Annotated in this window: 16 protein-coding genes and 1 riboswitch; of the genes, 11 read left to right on the forward strand and 5 right to left on the reverse strand. The window is 61.0% G+C overall.

The window, feature by feature from the left end; translation table 11 throughout:
• Window positions 1-15 precede the first annotated feature (15 nt).
• The 3 genes from dapF to H4V96_RS00605 are packed head-to-tail and all read right to left on the reverse strand — an operon-like array spanning window position 16 to window position 2,650.
• A complete protein-coding gene (dapF, locus tag H4V96_RS00595) occupies window positions 16-879 on the reverse strand; it encodes a diaminopimelate epimerase (protein WP_010394225.1) in 864 nt (287 codons plus the stop codon).
• A 20-nt stretch (window positions 880-899) separates the two neighbouring features.
• Window positions 900-1,784, reverse strand: coding sequence for a lipid A biosynthesis acyltransferase (locus H4V96_RS00600; RefSeq protein ID WP_010394226.1), 885 nt, complete (start codon window positions 1,782-1,784; stop codon window positions 900-902).
• Complete coding sequence (locus H4V96_RS00605) at window positions 1,781-2,650, reverse strand: lysophospholipid acyltransferase family protein (protein ID WP_196856408.1); 870 nt, start codon at window positions 2,648-2,650, stop codon at window positions 1,781-1,783. The genes H4V96_RS00600 and H4V96_RS00605 overlap by 4 nt, the downstream gene beginning before the upstream one ends.
• 188 nt (window positions 2,651-2,838) lie before the next feature.
• On the opposite strand from H4V96_RS00605, the gene metK reads away from it, so the two are divergent.
• From metK to metF, 5 genes are all read left to right on the forward strand, one after another.
• On the forward strand, window positions 2,839-4,005 hold the full coding sequence (metK, locus tag H4V96_RS00610; RefSeq protein WP_070345934.1) for a methionine adenosyltransferase: 1,167 nt from the start codon (window positions 2,839-2,841) through the stop codon (window positions 4,003-4,005).
• A 143-nt stretch (window positions 4,006-4,148) separates the two neighbouring features.
• Window positions 4,149-4,661: a hypothetical protein gene (locus H4V96_RS00615; protein WP_196856409.1), complete on the forward strand. Its 513-nt coding sequence runs from the start codon at window positions 4,149-4,151 to the stop codon at window positions 4,659-4,661.
• An 87-nt stretch (window positions 4,662-4,748) separates the two neighbouring features.
• A riboswitch (S-adenosyl-L-homocysteine riboswitch) is annotated at window positions 4,749-4,813 on the forward strand.
• A 24-nt stretch (window positions 4,814-4,837) separates the two neighbouring features.
• Complete coding sequence (ahcY, locus tag H4V96_RS00620) at window positions 4,838-6,262, forward strand: adenosylhomocysteinase (protein ID WP_070345932.1); 1,425 nt, start codon at window positions 4,838-4,840, stop codon at window positions 6,260-6,262.
• Window positions 6,263-6,386: 124 nt separating this feature from the next.
• On the forward strand, window positions 6,387-6,743 hold the full coding sequence (locus tag H4V96_RS00625; protein ID WP_010394234.1) for a phage holin family protein: 357 nt from the start codon (window positions 6,387-6,389) through the stop codon (window positions 6,741-6,743).
• Window positions 6,730-7,560: a methylenetetrahydrofolate reductase [NAD(P)H] gene (gene metF, locus H4V96_RS00630; RefSeq protein ID WP_010394235.1), complete on the forward strand. Its 831-nt coding sequence runs from the start codon at window positions 6,730-6,732 to the stop codon at window positions 7,558-7,560. Before H4V96_RS00625 ends, metF begins: the two co-directional genes overlap by 14 nt.
• A gap of 20 nt (window positions 7,561-7,580) precedes the next feature.
• Here metF and H4V96_RS00635 read toward each other — a convergent pair whose 3' ends face one another.
• Window positions 7,581-8,180: a 5-formyltetrahydrofolate cyclo-ligase gene (locus tag H4V96_RS00635; RefSeq protein ID WP_348533187.1), complete on the reverse strand. Its 600-nt coding sequence runs from the start codon at window positions 8,178-8,180 to the stop codon at window positions 7,581-7,583.
• Window positions 8,181-8,212: 32 nt separating this feature from the next.
• Here H4V96_RS00635 and H4V96_RS00640 point away from each other — a divergent pair, with 32 nt between their 5' ends.
• The 4 genes from H4V96_RS00640 (at window position 8,213) to H4V96_RS00655 (ending at window position 12,846) form a co-directional block, all read left to right on the forward strand.
• Entirely contained in the window at window positions 8,213-10,192 is a 1,980-nt protein-coding gene (locus H4V96_RS00640) for a lytic transglycosylase domain-containing protein (RefSeq protein ID WP_196856411.1), read from the forward strand.
• Between the two features lie 22 nt (window positions 10,193-10,214).
• Window positions 10,215-10,931, forward strand: coding sequence for a glutathione S-transferase family protein (locus H4V96_RS00645; protein WP_010394242.1), 717 nt, complete (start codon window positions 10,215-10,217; stop codon window positions 10,929-10,931).
• Between the two features lie 13 nt (window positions 10,932-10,944).
• Window positions 10,945-12,042: a multifunctional CCA tRNA nucleotidyl transferase/2'3'-cyclic phosphodiesterase/2'nucleotidase/phosphatase gene (locus H4V96_RS00650; protein WP_196856427.1), complete on the forward strand. Its 1,098-nt coding sequence runs from the start codon at window positions 10,945-10,947 to the stop codon at window positions 12,040-12,042.
• 87 nt (window positions 12,043-12,129) lie between these two features.
• Window positions 12,130-12,846, forward strand: coding sequence for a GNAT family N-acetyltransferase (locus tag H4V96_RS00655; protein WP_196856412.1), 717 nt, complete (start codon window positions 12,130-12,132; stop codon window positions 12,844-12,846).
• Here the strand turns inward: H4V96_RS00655 and H4V96_RS00660 are convergent, their stop codons facing one another.
• Entirely contained in the window at window positions 12,847-13,371 is a 525-nt protein-coding gene (locus tag H4V96_RS00660; RefSeq protein WP_010394249.1) for an Lrp/AsnC family transcriptional regulator, read from the reverse strand.
• Between the two features lie 125 nt (window positions 13,372-13,496).
• Here H4V96_RS00660 and hppD point away from each other — a divergent pair, with 125 nt between their 5' ends.
• Together hppD and H4V96_RS00670 are read left to right on the forward strand one after the other, a co-directional pair.
• Window positions 13,497-14,615, forward strand: a complete 1,119-nt coding sequence (gene hppD / locus H4V96_RS00665; RefSeq protein WP_196856413.1) for a 4-hydroxyphenylpyruvate dioxygenase — start codon at window positions 13,497-13,499, stop codon at window positions 14,613-14,615.
• Between the two features lie 234 nt (window positions 14,616-14,849).
• Window positions 14,850-18,446 carry an indolepyruvate ferredoxin oxidoreductase family protein gene (locus tag H4V96_RS00670; RefSeq protein ID WP_010394255.1) on the forward strand — a complete coding sequence of 1,199 codons (3,597 nt, stop codon included), beginning with the start codon at window positions 14,850-14,852 and terminating at the stop codon, window positions 18,444-18,446.
• Window position 18,447: the final 1 nt, after the last annotated feature.

Genomic DNA, 18,447 nt, shown 5'->3' on the forward strand with positions numbered 1-18,447 from the left:
GGCTTGGCGCTTTGATTACAGCTCGATCGTGCCGTCGAATACGGTCACGGCCGGGCCCGTCATCAGGACCGGCTGACCCGGACCTTGCCAGGCGATCGACAGTTCGCCGCCGCGCGCGCTGATGCGCACCGGGGAATCGAGCAGGCCGCGCATGATGCCGGCCACTGCAGCGGCGCAGGCGCCCGTGCCGCAAGCGAGCGTTTCGCCCGCGCCCCGCTCATACACGCGCAGTTTCACGTGATGGCGCCCGATCACTTGCATGTAGCCGGCGTTGACCCTGCGGGGAAAGCGTGGATGGTGCTCGATGCGCGGGCCCGATTGTTCCAGGTCTTGCGCGTCGACATCGTCGACCACGTGCACGGCATGCGGGTTACCCATCGACACGACAGATACCAGCACGGGGGCACTCTGGCCCGGCAGCGCCAGGTCTAGCGGCCACACCGTGTCTTCGCCCTCGGCCACGCCATCGAGGCCGTCGGCATCGAACGGCACCAGCTTTGGCTCCAGTACGGGCGCGCCCATGTCGACCGTGATGCTGCCATCGGGCTCCAGGCGTGGCGCAATGATGCCGGCCATGGTTTCCACGCGGATGCTGGTCTTGCTGGACAGCCCCTTTTCGCTGACGAACTTGACGAAGGCGCGCGCGCCATTGCCGCATTGTTCGACTTCGCCGCCATCGTTGTTATAGATGCGATAGCGGAAGTCGCAGTCGGCCAGGCGCGGCTTTTCTACCACCAGGATCTGGTCGGCGCCGATGCCGAAACGGCGGTCGGCCAGGCGCTGCCATTGGGCCGGCGTAAAGTCGATATCTTGATTGATGGCATCGATGACGATGAAGTCATTGCCGGCGCCATGCATCTTGGTAAAGTGGAGTTTCATGTTTTGCCGTATCACTTGTGCTAGTTATGCTGGTTATGCTGGTCATATAACGACGCCTCGCCTGCCGGACGCGTCTTGAAGCGTTTATGCGTCCAGAAATATTCGGCCGGCGCTTCGCGCACGCGTTCTTCGATGAATGCGTTCATGCGGCGCGTGGCGGCCGTGATGTCGTCGCCCGGATAATCATCCCAGGCCGGGTAATAGGTCACTTTCCAGCCCTGGTAATTGGGCAGGAAGGTGGCGATGACGGGAATCACCTGCGCCTTGGCGGCCAGCGCCAGGCGCGCCGTGGCCGTCAGGGTGGCGGCGGGCACGCCGAAGAAGGGCACGAATTCGGCATCCTTTTCGCCGAAATCCATATCCGGCAGCATGAAATACGGCAAGCCGTCGCGCAGCGCGCGCAGAATCGTCTTGATGCCGTCCTGGCGCGTAAACAGCTTCGGTGGCTTGAAGCGCGAACGGCCGTTGCGCAAGGCTTGGTCGAAGGCGGCGTTCTTTTGCTGCACATACATGGACGAGGCGGAAATTTGCATGGCCGTGGCGGCGCCGGCCACGTCGAGGCAGACGAAGTGCGGACACAGCAAGATGGTCGGCTTGGCCGCGATCTGCTGGCCCGGGAAGGCAGGCACCTTTTTGATCAGGCGGTTCAGGCGCGCTTCCGACGACCACCACAGGATGCTGCGTTCCCACACGCTGCGCGAATAGCTTTGAAAATGCTGGCGCGCCAGGGTCACGCGTTGCTTTTCCGTCAATTCTGGCATGCACAGGCGCAGATTTGTCAGGGCAATCTTGCGCCGCTTGGGCATGACGATGAATAGCATGCTGCCGACGGCTACGCCGAAGCGGCCGAGGATGGGCAGGGGCAGCCAGTGCAGCAGCCACATGAAGCCGATCAGCAGCCTCATGCCTGCTCCTTGGCGGCAGTCGGCGTCGCGGGCGTGGGCGGTGGCGCGCCGCGCGGCACCTTGTAGCGGTTGTAGCTCCACAGGTATTGCGCGGGGCTGCGGGCGATCAATTGTTCCATCGCCATATTGATGCTGCGCGCCTGTTCGGCCGAGTTACCGTCGAGCGACACGCTGAAGGGCACGAAATGCACGATATAGCCGCGCCCGCCCGGCAGGCGTTCGGCGTAGGTGATGATGACTTCGGCGCCGCCCATCTGCGCCAGCTTGGCCGGCAGGGTCATGGTGTAGGCCGGGCGGCCGAAGAAATCGGCCCACACGCCTTCACCCTCTTGCGGCACCTGGTCCGGCAACAGGCCGATGGGCTGGCCTTTTTTGAGGCATTTGGCAAAGATGCGCACGCCCGACATATTGGCCGGCGCCAGCATCAGGTTTTTGCGCGCGCGGGCACCTTCAATCAGCGGTTTCAGGGCGGCGCGCTTGGGCGGGCGGTACATCACGGTGAGCGGCGTGCGCAGGGCGATTTGCTGCGCGACGATTTCAAAGCAGCCCAGATGCGGCGTCAGGAAGACGATGCCGCGGCCGTGCTGTAGCGCTTTTTCTACCAGTTCCCAGTTTTTCACGCTGGCATGGCGCGCCACGCGCTCGGCTGGGGCGCACCAGATGAAGGGCAATTCCAGCACACTCTTGCCCGCTTCGGCCACGGCCGTGTGCAAGTGTTGCGAAAACCCCGCACCCTGCATGTTTTCGCGCATGCGGCGCCGGTAGGACGGGGAAATGGCGTAAATCACCCAGCCGAGCGCAGCGCCCAGGCCATGCAGGACGGGCAGGGGAAAGAGGGATAAGAAGCGGAAAATTGGGACTAACATGAATAAGCTGTTTCCAAGAATGACGTGTTGCTGTGCCAAAATTTTTTAAGAAGCGTAAAATACCACGTATGTAGTAACCGCTGAGTTAATAGACAACTTGCGAAGCGGAATATAAGTATCGCTAAAGCGTCGCAGGCAAAATCCTCTTTACTGCGACAGAACATTCACACAGTAACCAGGAGCTTGCAATGTCAAACGACTATCTCTTCACTTCCGAATCCGTCTCCGAAGGTCATCCTGACAAGGTTGCCGATCAAATTTCCGACGCCATCCTCGACGCCATCCTGGCCCAGGATCCGAGCGCCCGCGTGGCTGCCGAAACCCTGTGCAACACCGGCTTGGTGGTGCTGGCTGGCGAGATTACCACGCACGCCAATGTCGATTATATTCAAGTTGCGCGCGAAACCATCAAACGCATCGGCTACGACAATACCGAATACGGTATCGACTACAAGGGTTGCGCCGTGCTGGTGGCCTATGACAAGCAGTCGCCCGACATCGCGCAAGGCGTCGATGAAGGTGCAGGAATCGACCTGGATCAAGGCGCTGGCGATCAGGGCTTGATGTTCGGCTACGCCTGCGATGAAACGGCCGAGCTGATGCCTGCCGCCATCCATTACGCACACCGCCTGGTCGAGCGCCAGTCGCAGCTGCGCAAGGATGGCCGTTTGCCATGGCTGCGTCCAGATGCCAAATCGCAAGTAACCCTGCGCTATGTCGATGGCCGCCCCGTTGGCGTGCATACGGTCGTGCTGTCGACCCAGCATGCACCGGAAATGACGCACAAGCAGATCGAAGAAGCCGTCATCGAAGAAATTATCAAGCCCATCCTGCCGCGCGAGTGGTTGACGGAGACGAAATTCCTGGTCAACCCGACGGGCCGTTTCGTCATCGGCGGTCCGCAAGGCGATTGCGGCTTGACCGGGCGCAAGATCATCGTCGATACCTACGGTGGCGCAGCCCCGCACGGCGGCGGCGCGTTCTCGGGCAAGGATCCATCGAAAGTCGACCGTTCGGCAGCGTATGCGGCCCGCTACGTGGCGAAAAACATCGTCGCCGCCGGACTGGCGCGTCAATGCCAGGTGCAGGTCAGCTATGCCATCGGCGTGGCCAAGCCGATCAACATCACCGTCTACACGGAAGGCACGGGCGTGATCCCTGACGCGGAAATCGCCAAGCTGGTGCTGGCCCACTTCGACCTGCGTCCAAAAGGCATCGTGCAAATGCTCGACCTGCTGCGCCCGATTTACCAGAAGAGCGCCGCCTACGGCCACTTCGGCCGCGAAGAGCCGGAATTCACGTGGGAGCGCACCGACAAGGTGGCCCTGCTGCGCGACGCCGCCGGCTTGAAATAAGCTAGTCCGCTTGCAACAACAGCGCCCCAGCCCCCGGCTGCGGGCGCTTTTTTTTAGGCGCGTGCCTGTGGCGGTGTTTGCTGCACTACGCTGCCTGGGCGATACGCTACAGTTGGTAGTCAATAAATTAATTGGAGAGTTCCATGACTTGCTTGCGCGCATGCTCGTTGTTGCTGGTTCTGGCCGCTACATTGGGCCTGTCCGTTGTCGTGGCGGCGCCCGCCACGTTGACGCTGGGGCAATGGCTGGACAAGGCCGAGGCGGGCGATGGTCATGCCGTGCTGATCCTGGCAGCGGCCGGCAAATTTGTTTTCCCCGATGGCTCGCTGGCAACGCCGCTGCAGATCCGACCCGAACTGACCGAATTGATGGGGCAAATGTCGGCACGCCAGGCCTTGCATGTGCTCACCGTCTATGCGAACAGTGGTTTTCTCGCCACAGATCGTGATGCCTGGCGCGCCAATATCAAGCCCGATCCCGTGATCACCTGCAAGTGGGCCATGCGCGCCGCGAACTATCCGACCGACGGCAGCTTGGCCGATAAAGAGCTGCTGTCCGTCCTGCGCACCCTGGCCGAGGAAATGGCGCAGCGCCTGGATGCCGACGAGCGCGCCATCTGCCTCACCGAGGGCAAGAACTGGCTGCGGCAACCCTAGGGCGCCAGTGCGCATCGCGGGCCTGCCAGGCGACCGATTTACTTGACTAGTGGTTGCCGTTGGCGCGTGGCCAATGTTATGATAGTGCGTCCGAGGAGCGTTGCGACGAAGAAATTCGCCAGGCTCGGAATATGGAACTGCGCTCACGTACTTTTTTCAACTGAAAGGAGGGCGTGATGAACGCCGTACTCAAATTGCAACACGACTACACCATCGCCGATATCACTCTGGCCGCATGGGGCGACAAAGAAATCAAGATTGCTGAAACGGAAATGCCAGGCCTGATGGCCATCCGCGAGGAATTCGCGGCAGCGCAGCCTCTGAAAGGCGCGCGCATCACCGGTTCCATCCACATGACCATCCAGACCGCTGTCCTGATCCAGACTTTGGAAGCACTGGGCGCGCAAGTGCGTTGGGCATCGTGCAATATCTACTCGACACAAGATCACGCTGCCGCCGCCATCGCTGCTGCCGGCACGGCCGTGTTTGCCGTCAAGGGTGAATCGCTTGATGAATACTGGGAATACACGCACCGCATCTTCGAATGGCCGAGCGTCGACGGCAAGGCTGTCTACTCGAACATGATCCTCGACGATGGCGGCGACGCGACCCTGCTGCTGCATCTGGGCGTGCGCGCCGAGAGCGATATCTCGGTGCTGGCCAACCCTGGCTCGGAAGAAGAGATCTGCCTGTTCAACTCGATCAAGCAGCGCTTGCTGGTCGACCCGACCTGGTACTCGAAGCGTCTGCCGGAAATCCTCGGCGTGACCGAAGAAACCACCACCGGCGTGCACCGTTTGTACCAGATGCACAGGGACGGCAAGCTGGCTTTCCCCGCGATCAACGTCAACGATTCCGTCACGAAGTCGAAGTTCGACAACCTGTATGGCTGCCGTGAGTCGCTGGTCGATGGCATCAAGCGCGCCACCGACGTGATGATCGCCGGTAAAGTGGCGGTGATCGCCGGCTACGGTGACGTCGGCAAGGGTTCGGCCCAAGCCATGCGCGCCCTGTCGGCGCAAGTATGGGTGACGGAAGTCGACCCGATCTGCGCACTGCAGGCGGCGATGGAAGGCTACCGCGTGGTGACCATGGATTACGCCTGCGAACACGGCGACATCTTCGTTACCGCTACCGGCAATTACCACATCCTCACGCACGATCACCTGACGCGCATGAAAGACCAGGCCATCGTCTGCAACATTGGTCACTTCGATAATGAAATCGACGTTACTTCGTTGAAGCAATACGAGTGGGAAAACATCAAGCCGCAAGTCGACCACATCATCTTCCCGTCGGGCCGTCGCATCATCCTGCTGGCCGAAGGTCGTCTGGTCAACCTCGGTTGCGGCACGGGCCACCCGTCGTACGTGATGAGTTCGTCGTTTGCCAATCAGACGATCGCCCAAATCGAGTTGTACGCGAACACGGCCAATTATCCGGTCGGCGTGTACACCTTGCCAAAACACCTGGACGAAAAAGTCGCTCGCTTGCAACTCAAAAAGTTGAATGCGCAGCTGACGGAACTGACGCAAGAGCAAGCCGACTACATCGGCGTGCGCACGGAAGGCCCGTATAAACCTGAGCACTACCGTTACTAAGATGGTTGCCTCATGAACCTACTGCGCGGCGAATCCGCTCGCTACGGCTCCTGAGGCAACAAGACTGATCGGTAATCTTTGTGCCGGCTGTTGCCGGCCTGAGTTTCTTTGACAGGCTGGAGAAATGCGCTTGCTACTAAGTTGGTTTATCAATGCGGCAGCCCTGTTTGCCGTTCCTTACCTGATGCACTCGGTGACGGTGAGCAGCGGCTGGACCGCCCTGCTGGCCGCTGCCGTGCTGGGACTGGTCAATGCGCTGATCCGCCCCCTGCTGATCTTGCTGACCCTGCCCGTGACATTTTTGTCCCTCGGCCTGTTCATCCTGATCATCAATGGCTTCATGTTTTGGCTGGTGGCGCAGATGATCGGCGGTTTCCATGTCGCCAGTTTCTGGTCTGCCGTCGGCGGTGCCATTCTGTACAGCATCATTTCCTGGGCCTTGTCGACCTTACTTTTGAGTAATGACGATGGAAAAGCATAATTTCAGTATTGAGTTTTTCCCGCCGAAAACCCCGGAAGGGGCGGAAAAGCTGCGCGCCACGCGTACCAAGTTGTCTCAATTGCAGCCGAAGTACTTCTCGGTGACGTTCGGTGCCGGTGGCACCACGCAGCAGGGTACGCTCGACACCGTGCGCGAGATCCTGGCGGCCGGCGAACAAGCTGCGCCTCATCTGTCTTGCGTCGGCGGCTCGCGCGAATCGATCCGCGCCGTGCTGGCCGACTTCAAGGCGGCCGGCGTGAGCCGCATCGTGGCCCTGCGCGGCGACTTGCCCAGTGGCTACGGTGCCTCGGGTGAGTTCCGCTACGCCAACGAACTGGTGGAATTCATTCGCGCCGAGACGGGCGAGCATTTCCACATCGAAGTGGCGGCCTATCCGGAAGTGCACCCGCAAGCCCGTTCGCCACAGGACGACTTGAATGCGTTTGCGCGCAAGGTGCAGGCCGGTGCCGATGCGGCCATCACCCAGTACTTCTACAATGCCGACGCGTATTTCCAGTTTGTCGAGCAGACGCAGAAGATGGGCATCAACGTGCCTATCGTGGCCGGCATCATGCCGATCACGAATTACACGCAGCTGATGCGCTTTTCGGACATGTGCGGTGCGGAAATTCCACGCTGGGTGCGTCTGAAACTGGCCAGCTTCGGCGATGACAGCGCGTCCATCAAGGCCTTTGGGCTGGACGTGGTGACGGCCCTGTGCGAGCGTTTGCTGGAAGGCGGCGCGCCAGGCTTGCACTTCTACAGCATGAACCAGGCCGCGCCCACGACCGCACTCTGGCAGCGCCTGGTGAAGTGAAGTAAACCGTACTGATTGAGTTATAGCAGATCGCCCTCGGTCATGATGTGATCGAGGGCGATGTCGTATTCGCCGTCGGGAAAACTGGTCGCCAGGCAGGCATAGGCGATGCCCAGCGTGCGTGGACGCGGCGTGGTCGCCAGCGTACGGTCGTAATAGCCGCCGCCATAGCCGAGCCGAAAACGCTCGCCATTGAATCCCAGGCAAGGCACTAGCACAGTGGCTGGCGCCGGGCCCAGGCGCAACTGGGCCGGTACGGCCACGCCCATGCCATCCTTGAGCATCGCTTCACCGGGTGTCCAGGCAGAAAAGGCCAGCGGTGCATGCTTTGCCAGCACTACCGGCAAGCATAATTTTACGCCGTGCGCGGCCAGCTGCGCATAGGCGGGGTGCAAGTCCGGCTCGCCGTGCAGTGGCCAGTACACGCCCAGTTCTCCGATGTTTTCCTGCGCGCACCAGTCGAGCAGACGCTGCGCAATGGCCGCATCCCACCCGGCGCGCGTGGCGACGGGCAGGGCGCGCCGGGCTGCCAGCAGAGCCTTGCGCAAGCGCGCTTTGTCGTGTGGCGCAATGGGTGGCCGCGCAGCCGGATCGCATGTTATTCTAGGGTCGCTATTCATATCACCATCAAGTTAAGATTGAGAGCCGTACATTGATTTCCCCACTGAAATGGATTGCCGGCACGATGCTGTGTGTTGCCTCGGCCTTGTCTCCCCTGGCCGCCCTGGCCCAGGTATCGGCCAGCGTCGCTCCTGCCGCACCCGATACGCGCAGCGAGGACGATGCCTTCCTGCTGCTGCGCGACGCCGCGCGCAAGGATGACGCCGAAAAAGCCGATTTTTATGCGGGACGCCTGACGAATTACCAGATTGCTGCCTATGTTGATTATTATCGGCTGAAACCGCGCATCAAACAGCTGACCGAAGCGCAATTTCGCGATTACCTGAATCGCTACAAGGGCAGCGCCATCGCCGACCGTTTCCGCAACGACTGGCTGCTGGAGCTGGGCCGCAAGCGCGACTGGGTCGTGTTTGACGAGCAATACCCGCAATTCGCTCTCGACGATGATACCCAACTCAAATGCTATGCGCTGCTGTCGCGCGCCGCCAAGGGGCAGAACGTGGCGCCCGAGGCGCGCAATCTGCTGCTGTCACCGCCTGGTTATGGCGAAGCGTGCGGCAGCCTGATCGCCGTATTGGCGCAAAATGGACAATTTGACGCCAATGAGCTGTGGGCGCAGATCCGCCTGGCGGGCCAGACGAATGCCACCGGCCCGGCGCGCCGCATCGCGCTGCTGCTGGGCGCGTCCGATGCGAAGATGGCGCAAGCGATCGACTTGCCCGCGCTGACGCTGGCCAAGGGCCCGGGCCCCAGCCGTGCCGAGCATGAAATGTACCTGGTCGCCATCGGCCGCATGGCGAAAAGCACCTTGAAACTGGGTGTCGTGGCCCTGCAAAAGGCCAGCGGACAACTGACGCCGCAAGAGCAGGCCATCGGCTGGGCCAACCTGGCCTTGCAGGCATCGTATGCGCTGGCGCCGGAAGCGTTTGAATATTGGCAAAAATCGAATGGCGCACCGCTGACTCTGGAGCAGATGCAATGGAAAACGCGCATTGCCTTGCGCGAAAGCAATTGGCCCATGGTGAAATCGACGATTCAAGCCATGCCCGCCTCCCTGCGCACGGACCCCACCTGGGTCTACTGGCTGGCGCGCGCGCTGCAGACGGAAACGCCGGGCCGTGCGAACACGCAGGCCGATACCCTGTATCGCGCGATTGCCGAGCAGTCGAATTTCTACGGCTTGCTGGCCAATGAAGAGCTGGGTAACCATCTGTTGTTGCCGCCGCCGGGCCAGCCTGTCAGTCCTGCGGAAATCGCCGCCATGGCGGCCAATCCGGGCTTGCAGCGCGCCTTGAAGTTTTTCAATATGCGCTTGCGCTTCGAAGGCACGCGCGAGTGGAACTGGGAATTGCGTTCGATGACGGATCGGCAACATCTGGCGGCGGCGGAATTTGCGCGCCAGAACAATGTGCTCGACCGCATGGTCAACACCTCGGACCGCACGCGCCTGGAAGTGGACTATACGCAGCGCTATCCGACGCCGCATGACGACGTCATGCACCCGGCCACGCAAACCCTGGGTCTGGATAAAGCCTTGGTGTATGGCTTGATTCGTCAGGAATCGCGCTTCATCATGGATGCGCAGTCGCATGTGGGCGCCTCCGGCTTGATGCAGGTAATGCCATCGACGGCCCGCTACGTGGCCAAGAAAATCGGCCTTACCGATTTCGTCACGGAAACCTTGAGCGATGTGCGCACCAACGTCTTGCTGGGCACGAATTACCTGAACATGGTGCTCGGCGGCCTCGACGGTTCGCAAGTGCTGGCCAGCGCCGCCTACAATGCCGGGCCGGGACGCTTGCGCATCTGGCGCGCCAGCATGACGCGTCCGCTGGAAGGCGCCATCTTTGCCGAAACGATTCCGTACACGGAAACGCGCGGCTATGTGAAAAACGTGATGGCCAACGCCACTTACTATGCGGCTCTGTTCGACAAGCGCCCGCAATCGCTGAAGGCGCGCCTGGGCACCGTGGGACCGAAAAACAGCGCCATCGCAGCCGATTTGCCTTGAACCACACCTTTGATACCCGACCATGCAAACGACTATCCTCGATCCTAGCCTGACGCAAACCCTGGCCGCCGCGCGCGCGCCGGGCCTGACCCTGATCATCGGCAACAAGAACTATTCTTCATGGTCGATGCGCCCGTGGGTGGCCATGACGGCGTTCGGCATTGCGTTCCAGGAAGTGCGCGTGCTGCTCGACCAGAGCGACACGGCGACGAAAATTGCCGAGTATTCGGCCTGCGGCCGCGTGCCCGTGCTGCTGGCGGGAGAAATGACGATCTGGGATAGCCTGGCCATTTGCGAATACCTGGCCGAGCAGTTTCCTGACAAGCAGCTGTGGCCGCAAGACGTGGCCGCGCGTGCCATGGCGCGCTGTATCTGCGCGGAAATGCATTCCGGTTTTGCCGGCTTGCGCACCGATATGTCGATGAATATCCGTGCGCAGTTGCCGGGACGGGGCCGCACCGCCGCGGCGCAGGCCGACATAGGCCGCCTCAGCGAAATCTGGGAAGAGTGTTTATCGCGCTTTGGCCACCACCAGTTCCTGTTTGGCGAGTTTTCCATCGCCGATGCGTATTTTGCCCCTGTCGTGATGCGTTTTCGCACGTATGGCGTGTCGCTGGCGCCGGCGCTGAACGCCTATTGCGAGCGCGTGCGGGCGCACCCGGCCGTCGCGCGCTGGATCACGGAAGCGCTGGCGGAGACGGAAGTTGCTGCCAAGCACGACGCGCAATTACCCGATTAAAGAGAAGTTGATGATGAAGATATACACGGTCGGTGGCGCGGTGCGCGACCAACTGCTGGGCTTGCCCGTGAAAGACCACGACCATGTCGTCGTGGGCGCCACGCCGGAAGACATGCTGCGCCAAGGTTTTCGGCCCGTCGGCAAGGATTTCCCCGTTTTTTTGCATCCGAAGACGCAGGAAGAGTATGCCTTGGCCCGCACGGAGCGCAAGACGGCCCCCGGCTACCGTGGCTTTGTCTTCCATACGGCGCCCGACGTCACGCTGGAAGACGACCTGGTGCGGCGCGATCTCACCATCAACGCCATCGCCATGGCCGAGGATGGCAGCCTGACCGACCCGTTCGGCGGTATGCACGATATCAAGAATAAAGTCTTTCGCCACGTCTCCGAGGCATTTGGCGAAGACCCCGTGCGCATCTTGCGCCTGGCCCGCTTTGCCGCCCGTTTCGACGCTTTTACGGTGGCACCGGCCACCCTGGCCCTGATGCGCCAGATGGTGGCGGATGGTGAAGTCGATGCCCTGGTGGCCGAGCGCGTATGGCAGGAGGTGGCCAAGGGCTTGATGGAAAGCCATCCTTCGCGCATGTTGACGGTGCTGCATGAGTGCGGCGCGCTGGCGCGCATCATGGGGGAAATTGCACTCAGCGAGCGCTTGCTGAAGGTAATCGATCATGCCGCCGCGCAAGGTGTTGAATTGCCAGTGCGCTACGCCGTCTTGATGCTGCATGTGAGCAAGGCTGCCATCGAGCAGCTGAGTGAGCGCCTGCGCGTGCCCAATGAGTGCCGCGAACTGGCCGTCATGGCGGCGCGCGAACACGACAATATCAACGCTGCGCTGGACTTGAGTGCTGCAGCCAGCGTCGCCTTCTGCGAACGCTGCGATGGCTTGCGCAAGCCGCAGCGCTTTGCGCAACTGCTGCAAGCGGTAGCTTGCGATGGGCTGGTCAGCGGCGACTTTGCGCCGGCGGCACGGCTGCAGGGCGCGCTGGATGCGGCGCGTGGCGTCAACGCGGGCGCGCTGGCGCAAGCCTGCGCGCAGCCGAAACGCATCCCCGAAGTGATCCACGAAGCGCGGGTAGTCGCCGTGCAAGCATTCCTGGCCCAGGCTTGAGGGGCGGGAATAGGCTACAATAACGCCATAATGTTGCACCGCACAATATCGGCCTGACGTGCCGCAGCACCGTCCCCAGGAGTCGTCGTGACCTTACCGAAGCTGTTCCAAAATATGTTTCGCCGCTGGCGCAATCGTAGCGGCGGCGCGCGCCCGAGCGTGCTGGTCAAGCAGTTGCATGAGCGCGACCGGCGCCGCATGATGAAGCATTTCCTGTCGCTGGAGAAAAGTGACCGCCTGCTGCGCTTCGGCAGCGCCTTGCCCGATGAACTGGTGGCGCAGTACGTGCAGAAGATGGATTTCTCGCGCGACATGATTTATGGCGTCTATAACAGCTTGTTCAAACTGGTGGGCGTGGGGCATCTGGCGTTCGCGCCGAAGGACAAGTCGCCGGCGAAAAGCGTCGTCACGGACAAGGAGCAGGTGGCCGAGTTTGGCGTATCGGTGTCGAAATCCATGCGCGGCATGGGGGTGGGCTCGAAATTGTTCGAGCGGGCGGCTATCCACTGCCGTAACAACGATGTCGATACCCTGTACATGCATTGTCTGTCATCGAACAAGACGATGATGCATATCGCCAAGAAGGCGGGCATGGAAATCCAGCGCGACTATGGCGAAGCCGATGCTTATTTGAAATTATTGCCGCCGAACCCATCGAGCATGCTGCAGGAAGCCGTGCAGGAGCAGTTCGCCATGTTCGACTATACGTTCAAGGCCAACGCGCGCGCTGCGTATAAGCTGTTCGAGCGCTTGCCGGGGCGCAAGAAGCCAGTGCCGCCCGCATCTGCGCCGCCAGCCGACTGATTACAGCAGCGGCAGCGCCGTCGTATCCTTGATGCGCTGCAAGGCAAAGCTTGATTTGACGTCCAGCACGGCCGGGTGGCGCAGCAGGGTCGCCATCATGAAGCGCGAAAAATGCTCCATGTCTTCCACGTGCACGCGCAGCAGATAATCCATTTCCCCCGTCATCGCATAGCAGGCCAGCACTTCCGGCCATTGCGCCACCGCCACGGCAAAGTCGGCACGTGGCGAGGTATGCGTGACCAGATTGGGCGCCAGCACGCGCGCCGTGCTGTGGGCGGTGTCGCCGCTGTGCTTTTCCAGCCGCACATTGACGTAGGCCAGCAAGCCCAGGCCGATCTTTTCCGGGTCCAGCAGGGCCACATATTGGCGGATGACGCCTGCTTCTTCCAGCCGTTTGACGCGGCGCAAGCATGGCGACGGCGACAGGCTGACCTGTTCGGCTACATCCTGATTCGACAGGCGGCCATCGGCCTGCAAGACCGCAAGGATCTTGCGGTCCGTTTTATCCAACGTAATTTTGCTCATGCTTCCTCCGGTGGTTCTCGTTCCACGCAATATTATTGCGCAAATCATGGTTGTTCGGGAGATCTTTGGCATTTAATGCCCGTGACCCACGCCTATACTGTGCTTTACTTTTTGGAGGAGACATCATGCAATTTCAGCCTTGGGATAACCCGATGGGTACCGATGGTTTCGAGTTCGTCGAGTATGCAGCACCAGACCCAAAAGCATTGGGCAAGCTGTTCGAGAACATGGGCTTCACGGCCATCGCGCGCCATCGCCACAAGGATGTGACCCTGTACCGTCAGGGCGACATCAATTTCATCATCAATGCCGAACAAGATTCGTTCGCGCAGCGTTTTGCTCGCCATCACGGCCCGTCCGTGTGCGCCATCGCCATCCGCGTCGACGACGCCGCCTTTGTGTACCGGCGCGCGCTGGAACTGGGGGCCTGGGGCTTCGACAATAAAACCGGACCGATGGAATTGAATGTCCCCGCCATCAAGGGCGTGGGCGATTCGCTGCTGTACTTCGTCGACCGCTGGCGCGGCAAGGGTGCGGACAAGGAAGGCGCGGCTGCACCGGGCGGCATCGGCGACATCAGCATCTATGACGTCGACTTCGTCGCCATCCCCGGTGCCGTCGCCAATCCTGTCGGCCACGGCCTGACGTATATCGATCACCTGACGCACAATGTGCACCGTGGCCGCATGAAGGAATGGGCCAGCTTCTATGAAAGCCTGTTCAACTTCCGCGAAGTGCGCTATTTCGACATCGAAGGCAAGCTGACGGGCCTCAAATCCAAGGCCATGACTTCGCCCTGCGGCAAGATCCGCATTCCGATCAACGAATCGTCGGACGACAAGTCGCAGATCGCCGAATACCTGGACCAGTACCACGGCGAAGGTATCCAGCACATTGCCCTGGGAACGGACGATATCTACGCGTCCGTGCAAGGCCTGCGCGATACGGATATCGTTTTCCAGGACACGATTGAAACTTACTATGAGCTGGTTAACCGCCGCCTGCCGAACCACGGCGAGCAACTGGAAGAACTGCGCCGCCTGCGTATCTTGATCGACGGCCACAGCACGGAAACGGAACGCGAACTGCTGCTGCAGATTTTCACGCAGACGGTGATCGGCCCGATCTTTTTCGAGATTATCCAGCGCAAGGGCGACCAGGGCTTCGGCGAAGGCAATTTCCGCGCGCTGTTCGAGTCGATCGAGCTGGACCAGATCAAGCGCGGCGTGCTGACGGCTGCATAAACGTGCCGGGGTCAGACCCGTCGGGTCTGACCCCGGCACTGCGCTGATCTGACCAAAAGTAACAAAAAATGTATCCCCACGGTAGTGCAGCGCAGCAAAGAATTGTGCGCATTCCTGTGGTAGTCTATAAAAAACAAGTCATTTTTCCGCACCGGGACGCTCACAAAGCGCCACCGGTACGTGTGAGTTCAACCGACTTTGCACGCGTAGCACAGAGAATAATGGAGACAAGTAATGAATGCACCAATCAAGGGCTCGAGTCTTGAGCCGGGCGCGCACGCGTCCGAGATTTCCCTGAACGACAAATACACCCTGCAGCGTGGCCGCGCCTTCATGACGGGGACGCAAGCGCTGATTCGCCTGCCCATGCTGCAGCGCGAGCGCGACCTGAAGGCGGGCCTCAATACGGCCGGCTATATCACCGGTTACCGCGGCTCGCCCGTGACGTCCGTCGACATGACGGCGGTCAAGGCCAAGAAATACCTCGATGAACACCATGTCAAATTCCACCCGGGCCTGAACGAAGACTTGGCCGCTACGGCCGTCTGGGGCACGCAGCAAACGAATCTGTTCGAAGACGCGAAGTATGACGGCGTGTTCGGCATGTGGTACGGCAAGGGCCCTGGCGTCGACCGCTGCGGCGATGTGTTCAAGCACGCCAATAACGCCGGTTCTGCCAAGCATGGCGGCGTGCTGGTGCTGGCCGGCGACGACCATGCAGCCAAATCCTCGTCCACGGCGCACCAGTCCGACCATATCCTGAACGCCTGCGGCATCCCCGTGCTGTACCCGTCGTCGGTGCAGGAATACATCGATTATGGCTTGCACGCCTGGGCCATGAGCCGCTACACGGGCCTGTGGGTATCGATGAAATGCGTGACCGACATCATCGAGTCGGGCGCCGCCGTCGATTTTGACCCGGATCGCGTGCAGATCACCTTGCCGCTTGACTTCGAGATGCCGGCCGGTGGCCTGAACATCCGCTGGCCCGACACGGTGCTGGAACAAGAAGTGCGCATGAATAGCTATAAATGGTATGCGGCGCTGGCGTATGCGCGTGCCAACAAGCTCAATAAAATCATCTGGGATAGCCCAAAGGCGCGCATCGGCATCATCACGGCCGGTAAATCCTACCTCGACACGCGCCAGGCGCTGGCCGACCTGGGCATCGATGAGCAGACGGCGTCCGACATCGGCATCCGCCTGTACAAGATCGGCATGACCTGGCCGCTGGAAGCGGACGGCGTGCATGAATTTGCCAAGGGTCTCGATGAAATCCTCGTGGTGGAAGAAAAGCGCCAAATCCTCGAGTACGCGCTCAAGGAAGAGTTGTACAACCTGAAAGATGGCGAGCGTCCGCGCGTGGTCGGCAAGTTCGATGACACGGGCGAATGGAGCAACCAGAAGGGCACGGGACACGGCGACTGGCTGCTGCCGGCCACGTATGAGCTGAACCCGGCCATGATCGCGCGTGCGATTGCCAGCCGCATTTCGCGCTACTACGCCGGTCATCCGGTGGAGCAGCGCGTGAAGGAGCGCATCGCCTACCTGGAAGCGAAAGAAAACGTCCTCAAGGCCATCAGCGTCAAACCCGATCCGCAAAAAGACCGCACGCCGTTCTTCTGCTCCGGTTGTCCGCACAACAGCTCGACCAAGGTGCCGGAAGGTTCGCGCGCGCTGGCCGGCATCGGCTGCCACTACATGGTGCTGTGGATGGACCGCGAGACGTCGACGTTTACCCATATGGGTGCCGAAGGCGTCACGTGGGTTGGACAAGCGCCGTTCACGAATGAAAAGCACGTGTTTACCAACCTTGGTGATGGCACGTATTTCCACTCGGGCATCCTGGCCATCCGCGCCGCCGTCTCGGCCAAGGTGAATATCACCTACAAGATTCTGTTCAACGATGCGGTGGCCATGACGGGCGGCCAGGAATTCGACGGTCCGCTGTCGCCGGCCATCATTTCGCGCCAGATCGCCGCCGAAGGCGTCGGTCCCATCATCGTCGTCACCGACGAACCGGAAAAATACCCGAAAGATTACGCCTGGGCGGAAGGCGTCACCGTGCGCCACCGTTCGGAACTGATGGACGTGCAGCGCGAACTGCGCGACTTGCCCGGCGTATCAGCCATGATCTACGACCAGACCTGCGCCTCGGAAAAACGCCGCCGCCGCAAACGCAATGAATACCCGGACCCAGCCAAGCGCGCCGTCATCAACGACGCCGTCTGCGAAGGTTGCGGCGACTGCTCCGTGCAATCGAACTGCCTGTCGGTGGAGCCGCTGGAAACGGAACTGGGGCGCAAGCGCCAGATCAACCAGTCGTCCTGCAACAAGGATTTCTCTTGCACGACGGGCTTTTGCCCAAGTTTCGTGACGGTGGAAGGCGGCGGCTTGAAAAAGCCGAAAAAAGCGGCCAGCGCCGACAAGGACGCACCGGCAGTGCCAGCCTTGCCGACACCAAGCATTCCCTCGACGGCGCAACCGTTTGGCATCTTGGTGACCGGTATCGGCGGCACGGGCGTGGTCACCGTTGGCCAGATCCTGGCCATGGCGGCGCATGTGGAAGGCAAGGGCTGTTCCGTGCTCGACATGAGCGGCCTGGCGCAAAAGGGCGGCCCCGTGATGTCGCACGTGCGCCTGGCGGACCGCCAGGAAGACATCCACTCGACGCGCGTTGGCACCGGTGCGGCCGATCTGGTGATCGGTTGCGATTTGATCGTCACGGCCAGCCGCGACGCCTTGTCGCGCATGGGTGAGGGACGCAGCTGGGCCATGATCAATTCGACCAGTTCGTCGACGGCCGCCTTCGTGAAAAACCCGGACTGGCAATTCCCCGGCGCTTCCGCGCGCATGGAAATTGAAAAGGCCTGCGGCAGCGACCACGTCGACTTCATCGACGCGGGCCAGATCGCCACGGCGCTGATGGGCGACTCGATCGCGACGAATATGTTCATGCTCGGTTATGCCTGGCAAAAGGGCAAAGTGCCGCTCACCGAAGCGTCGATCATGAAGGCGATCGACTTGAACAACGTCTCGGTGGCGTTCAACAAGGCCGCCTTCAACTGGGGCCGCGCCGGCGCCCATGATACGGCCAGCCTGGTGCGCATGACGACACCGGCGAAAGTGGTGGAATTCAAGCGCATCGACACGCTTGACGACATCATCGAAAAACGTGTGGTCCTGCTGACGGCCTATCAGGACCGCGCATATGCGCAGCAGTACCTGGACTTCGTCGCTCAGGTACGCGCCGCCGAAAGTGCCCTGAATGGCCCGCAGTTGCGCCTGACGGAAGCCGTGGCCCGTTATTTCTACAAGCTGATGGCCTACAAGGACGAGTACGAAGTGGCGCGTCTGTACTCGGACGGCGCCTTCCAGGCGAAGATCGCCGCCATGTTCGAAGGCGACATCAAGCTCAAGTTTCACCTGGCGCCACCGATCATGGCGAAAACGGATAGCCAGGGCCATTTGGTCAAGAAGGAATTTGGCCCGTGGATGATGAAGGCCTTCGGCGTGCTAGCCAAGTTCAAGGGCTTGCGCGGCACGGCCTTCGACGTGTTCGGCCATACGGCCGAGCGCAAGATGGAGCGCGCGCTGATTCTTGAGTACCGCACGACGGTCGCTGCTTTGCTGCCGAAACTGACGACGGCCAAGCTGGCGCAAGCGGTGGCCATTGCCAGCATCCCGGAAGACATCCGCGGCTATGGCCATGTGAAGGAGCGTCATTTGAAGGCGGCGAAAGAGAAGGAAGCGAGTTTGCTGCTGGCCTTCAATGCGCCAACGCCGCTGCCGCCAGTCGTCACAGCGCCTGTGGCGGCCAGCGTAGCGTGAT

This window comes from Janthinobacterium sp. CG_23.4 (assembly GCF_029892305.1).
Classification (GTDB): domain Bacteria; phylum Pseudomonadota; class Gammaproteobacteria; order Burkholderiales; family Burkholderiaceae_D; genus Janthinobacterium; species Janthinobacterium lividum_D.

Excerpts from the sequence above, each read along its gene's own strand:
- dapF (WP_010394225.1), bottom strand. The coding sequence starts at position 879 with ATGAAACTCCACTTTACCAAGATGCATGGCGCCGGCAATGACTTCATC.
- H4V96_RS00600 (WP_010394226.1), bottom strand. The coding sequence starts at position 1,784 with ATGAGGCTGCTGATCGGCTTCATGTGGCTGCTGCACTGGCTGCCCCTG.
- H4V96_RS00605 (WP_196856408.1), bottom strand. The coding sequence starts at position 2,650 with ATGTTAGTCCCAATTTTCCGCTTCTTATCCCTCTTTCCCCTGCCCGTC.
- metK (WP_070345934.1), top strand. The coding sequence starts at position 2,839 with ATGTCAAACGACTATCTCTTCACTTCCGAATCCGTCTCCGAAGGTCAT.
- H4V96_RS00615 (WP_196856409.1), top strand. The coding sequence starts at position 4,149 with ATGACTTGCTTGCGCGCATGCTCGTTGTTGCTGGTTCTGGCCGCTACA.
- ahcY (WP_070345932.1), top strand. The coding sequence starts at position 4,838 with ATGAACGCCGTACTCAAATTGCAACACGACTACACCATCGCCGATATC.
- H4V96_RS00625 (WP_010394234.1), top strand. The coding sequence starts at position 6,387 with ATGCGCTTGCTACTAAGTTGGTTTATCAATGCGGCAGCCCTGTTTGCC.
- metF (WP_010394235.1), top strand. The coding sequence starts at position 6,730 with ATGGAAAAGCATAATTTCAGTATTGAGTTTTTCCCGCCGAAAACCCCG.
- H4V96_RS00635 (WP_348533187.1), bottom strand. The coding sequence starts at position 8,180 with ATGAATAGCGACCCTAGAATAACATGCGATCCGGCTGCGCGGCCACCC.
- H4V96_RS00645 (WP_010394242.1), top strand. The coding sequence starts at position 10,215 with ATGCAAACGACTATCCTCGATCCTAGCCTGACGCAAACCCTGGCCGCC.
- H4V96_RS00650 (WP_196856427.1), top strand. The coding sequence starts at position 10,945 with ATGAAGATATACACGGTCGGTGGCGCGGTGCGCGACCAACTGCTGGGC.
- H4V96_RS00660 (WP_010394249.1), bottom strand. The coding sequence starts at position 13,371 with ATGAGCAAAATTACGTTGGATAAAACGGACCGCAAGATCCTTGCGGTC.
- hppD (WP_196856413.1), top strand. The coding sequence starts at position 13,497 with ATGCAATTTCAGCCTTGGGATAACCCGATGGGTACCGATGGTTTCGAG.
- H4V96_RS00670 (WP_010394255.1), top strand. The coding sequence starts at position 14,850 with ATGAATGCACCAATCAAGGGCTCGAGTCTTGAGCCGGGCGCGCACGCG.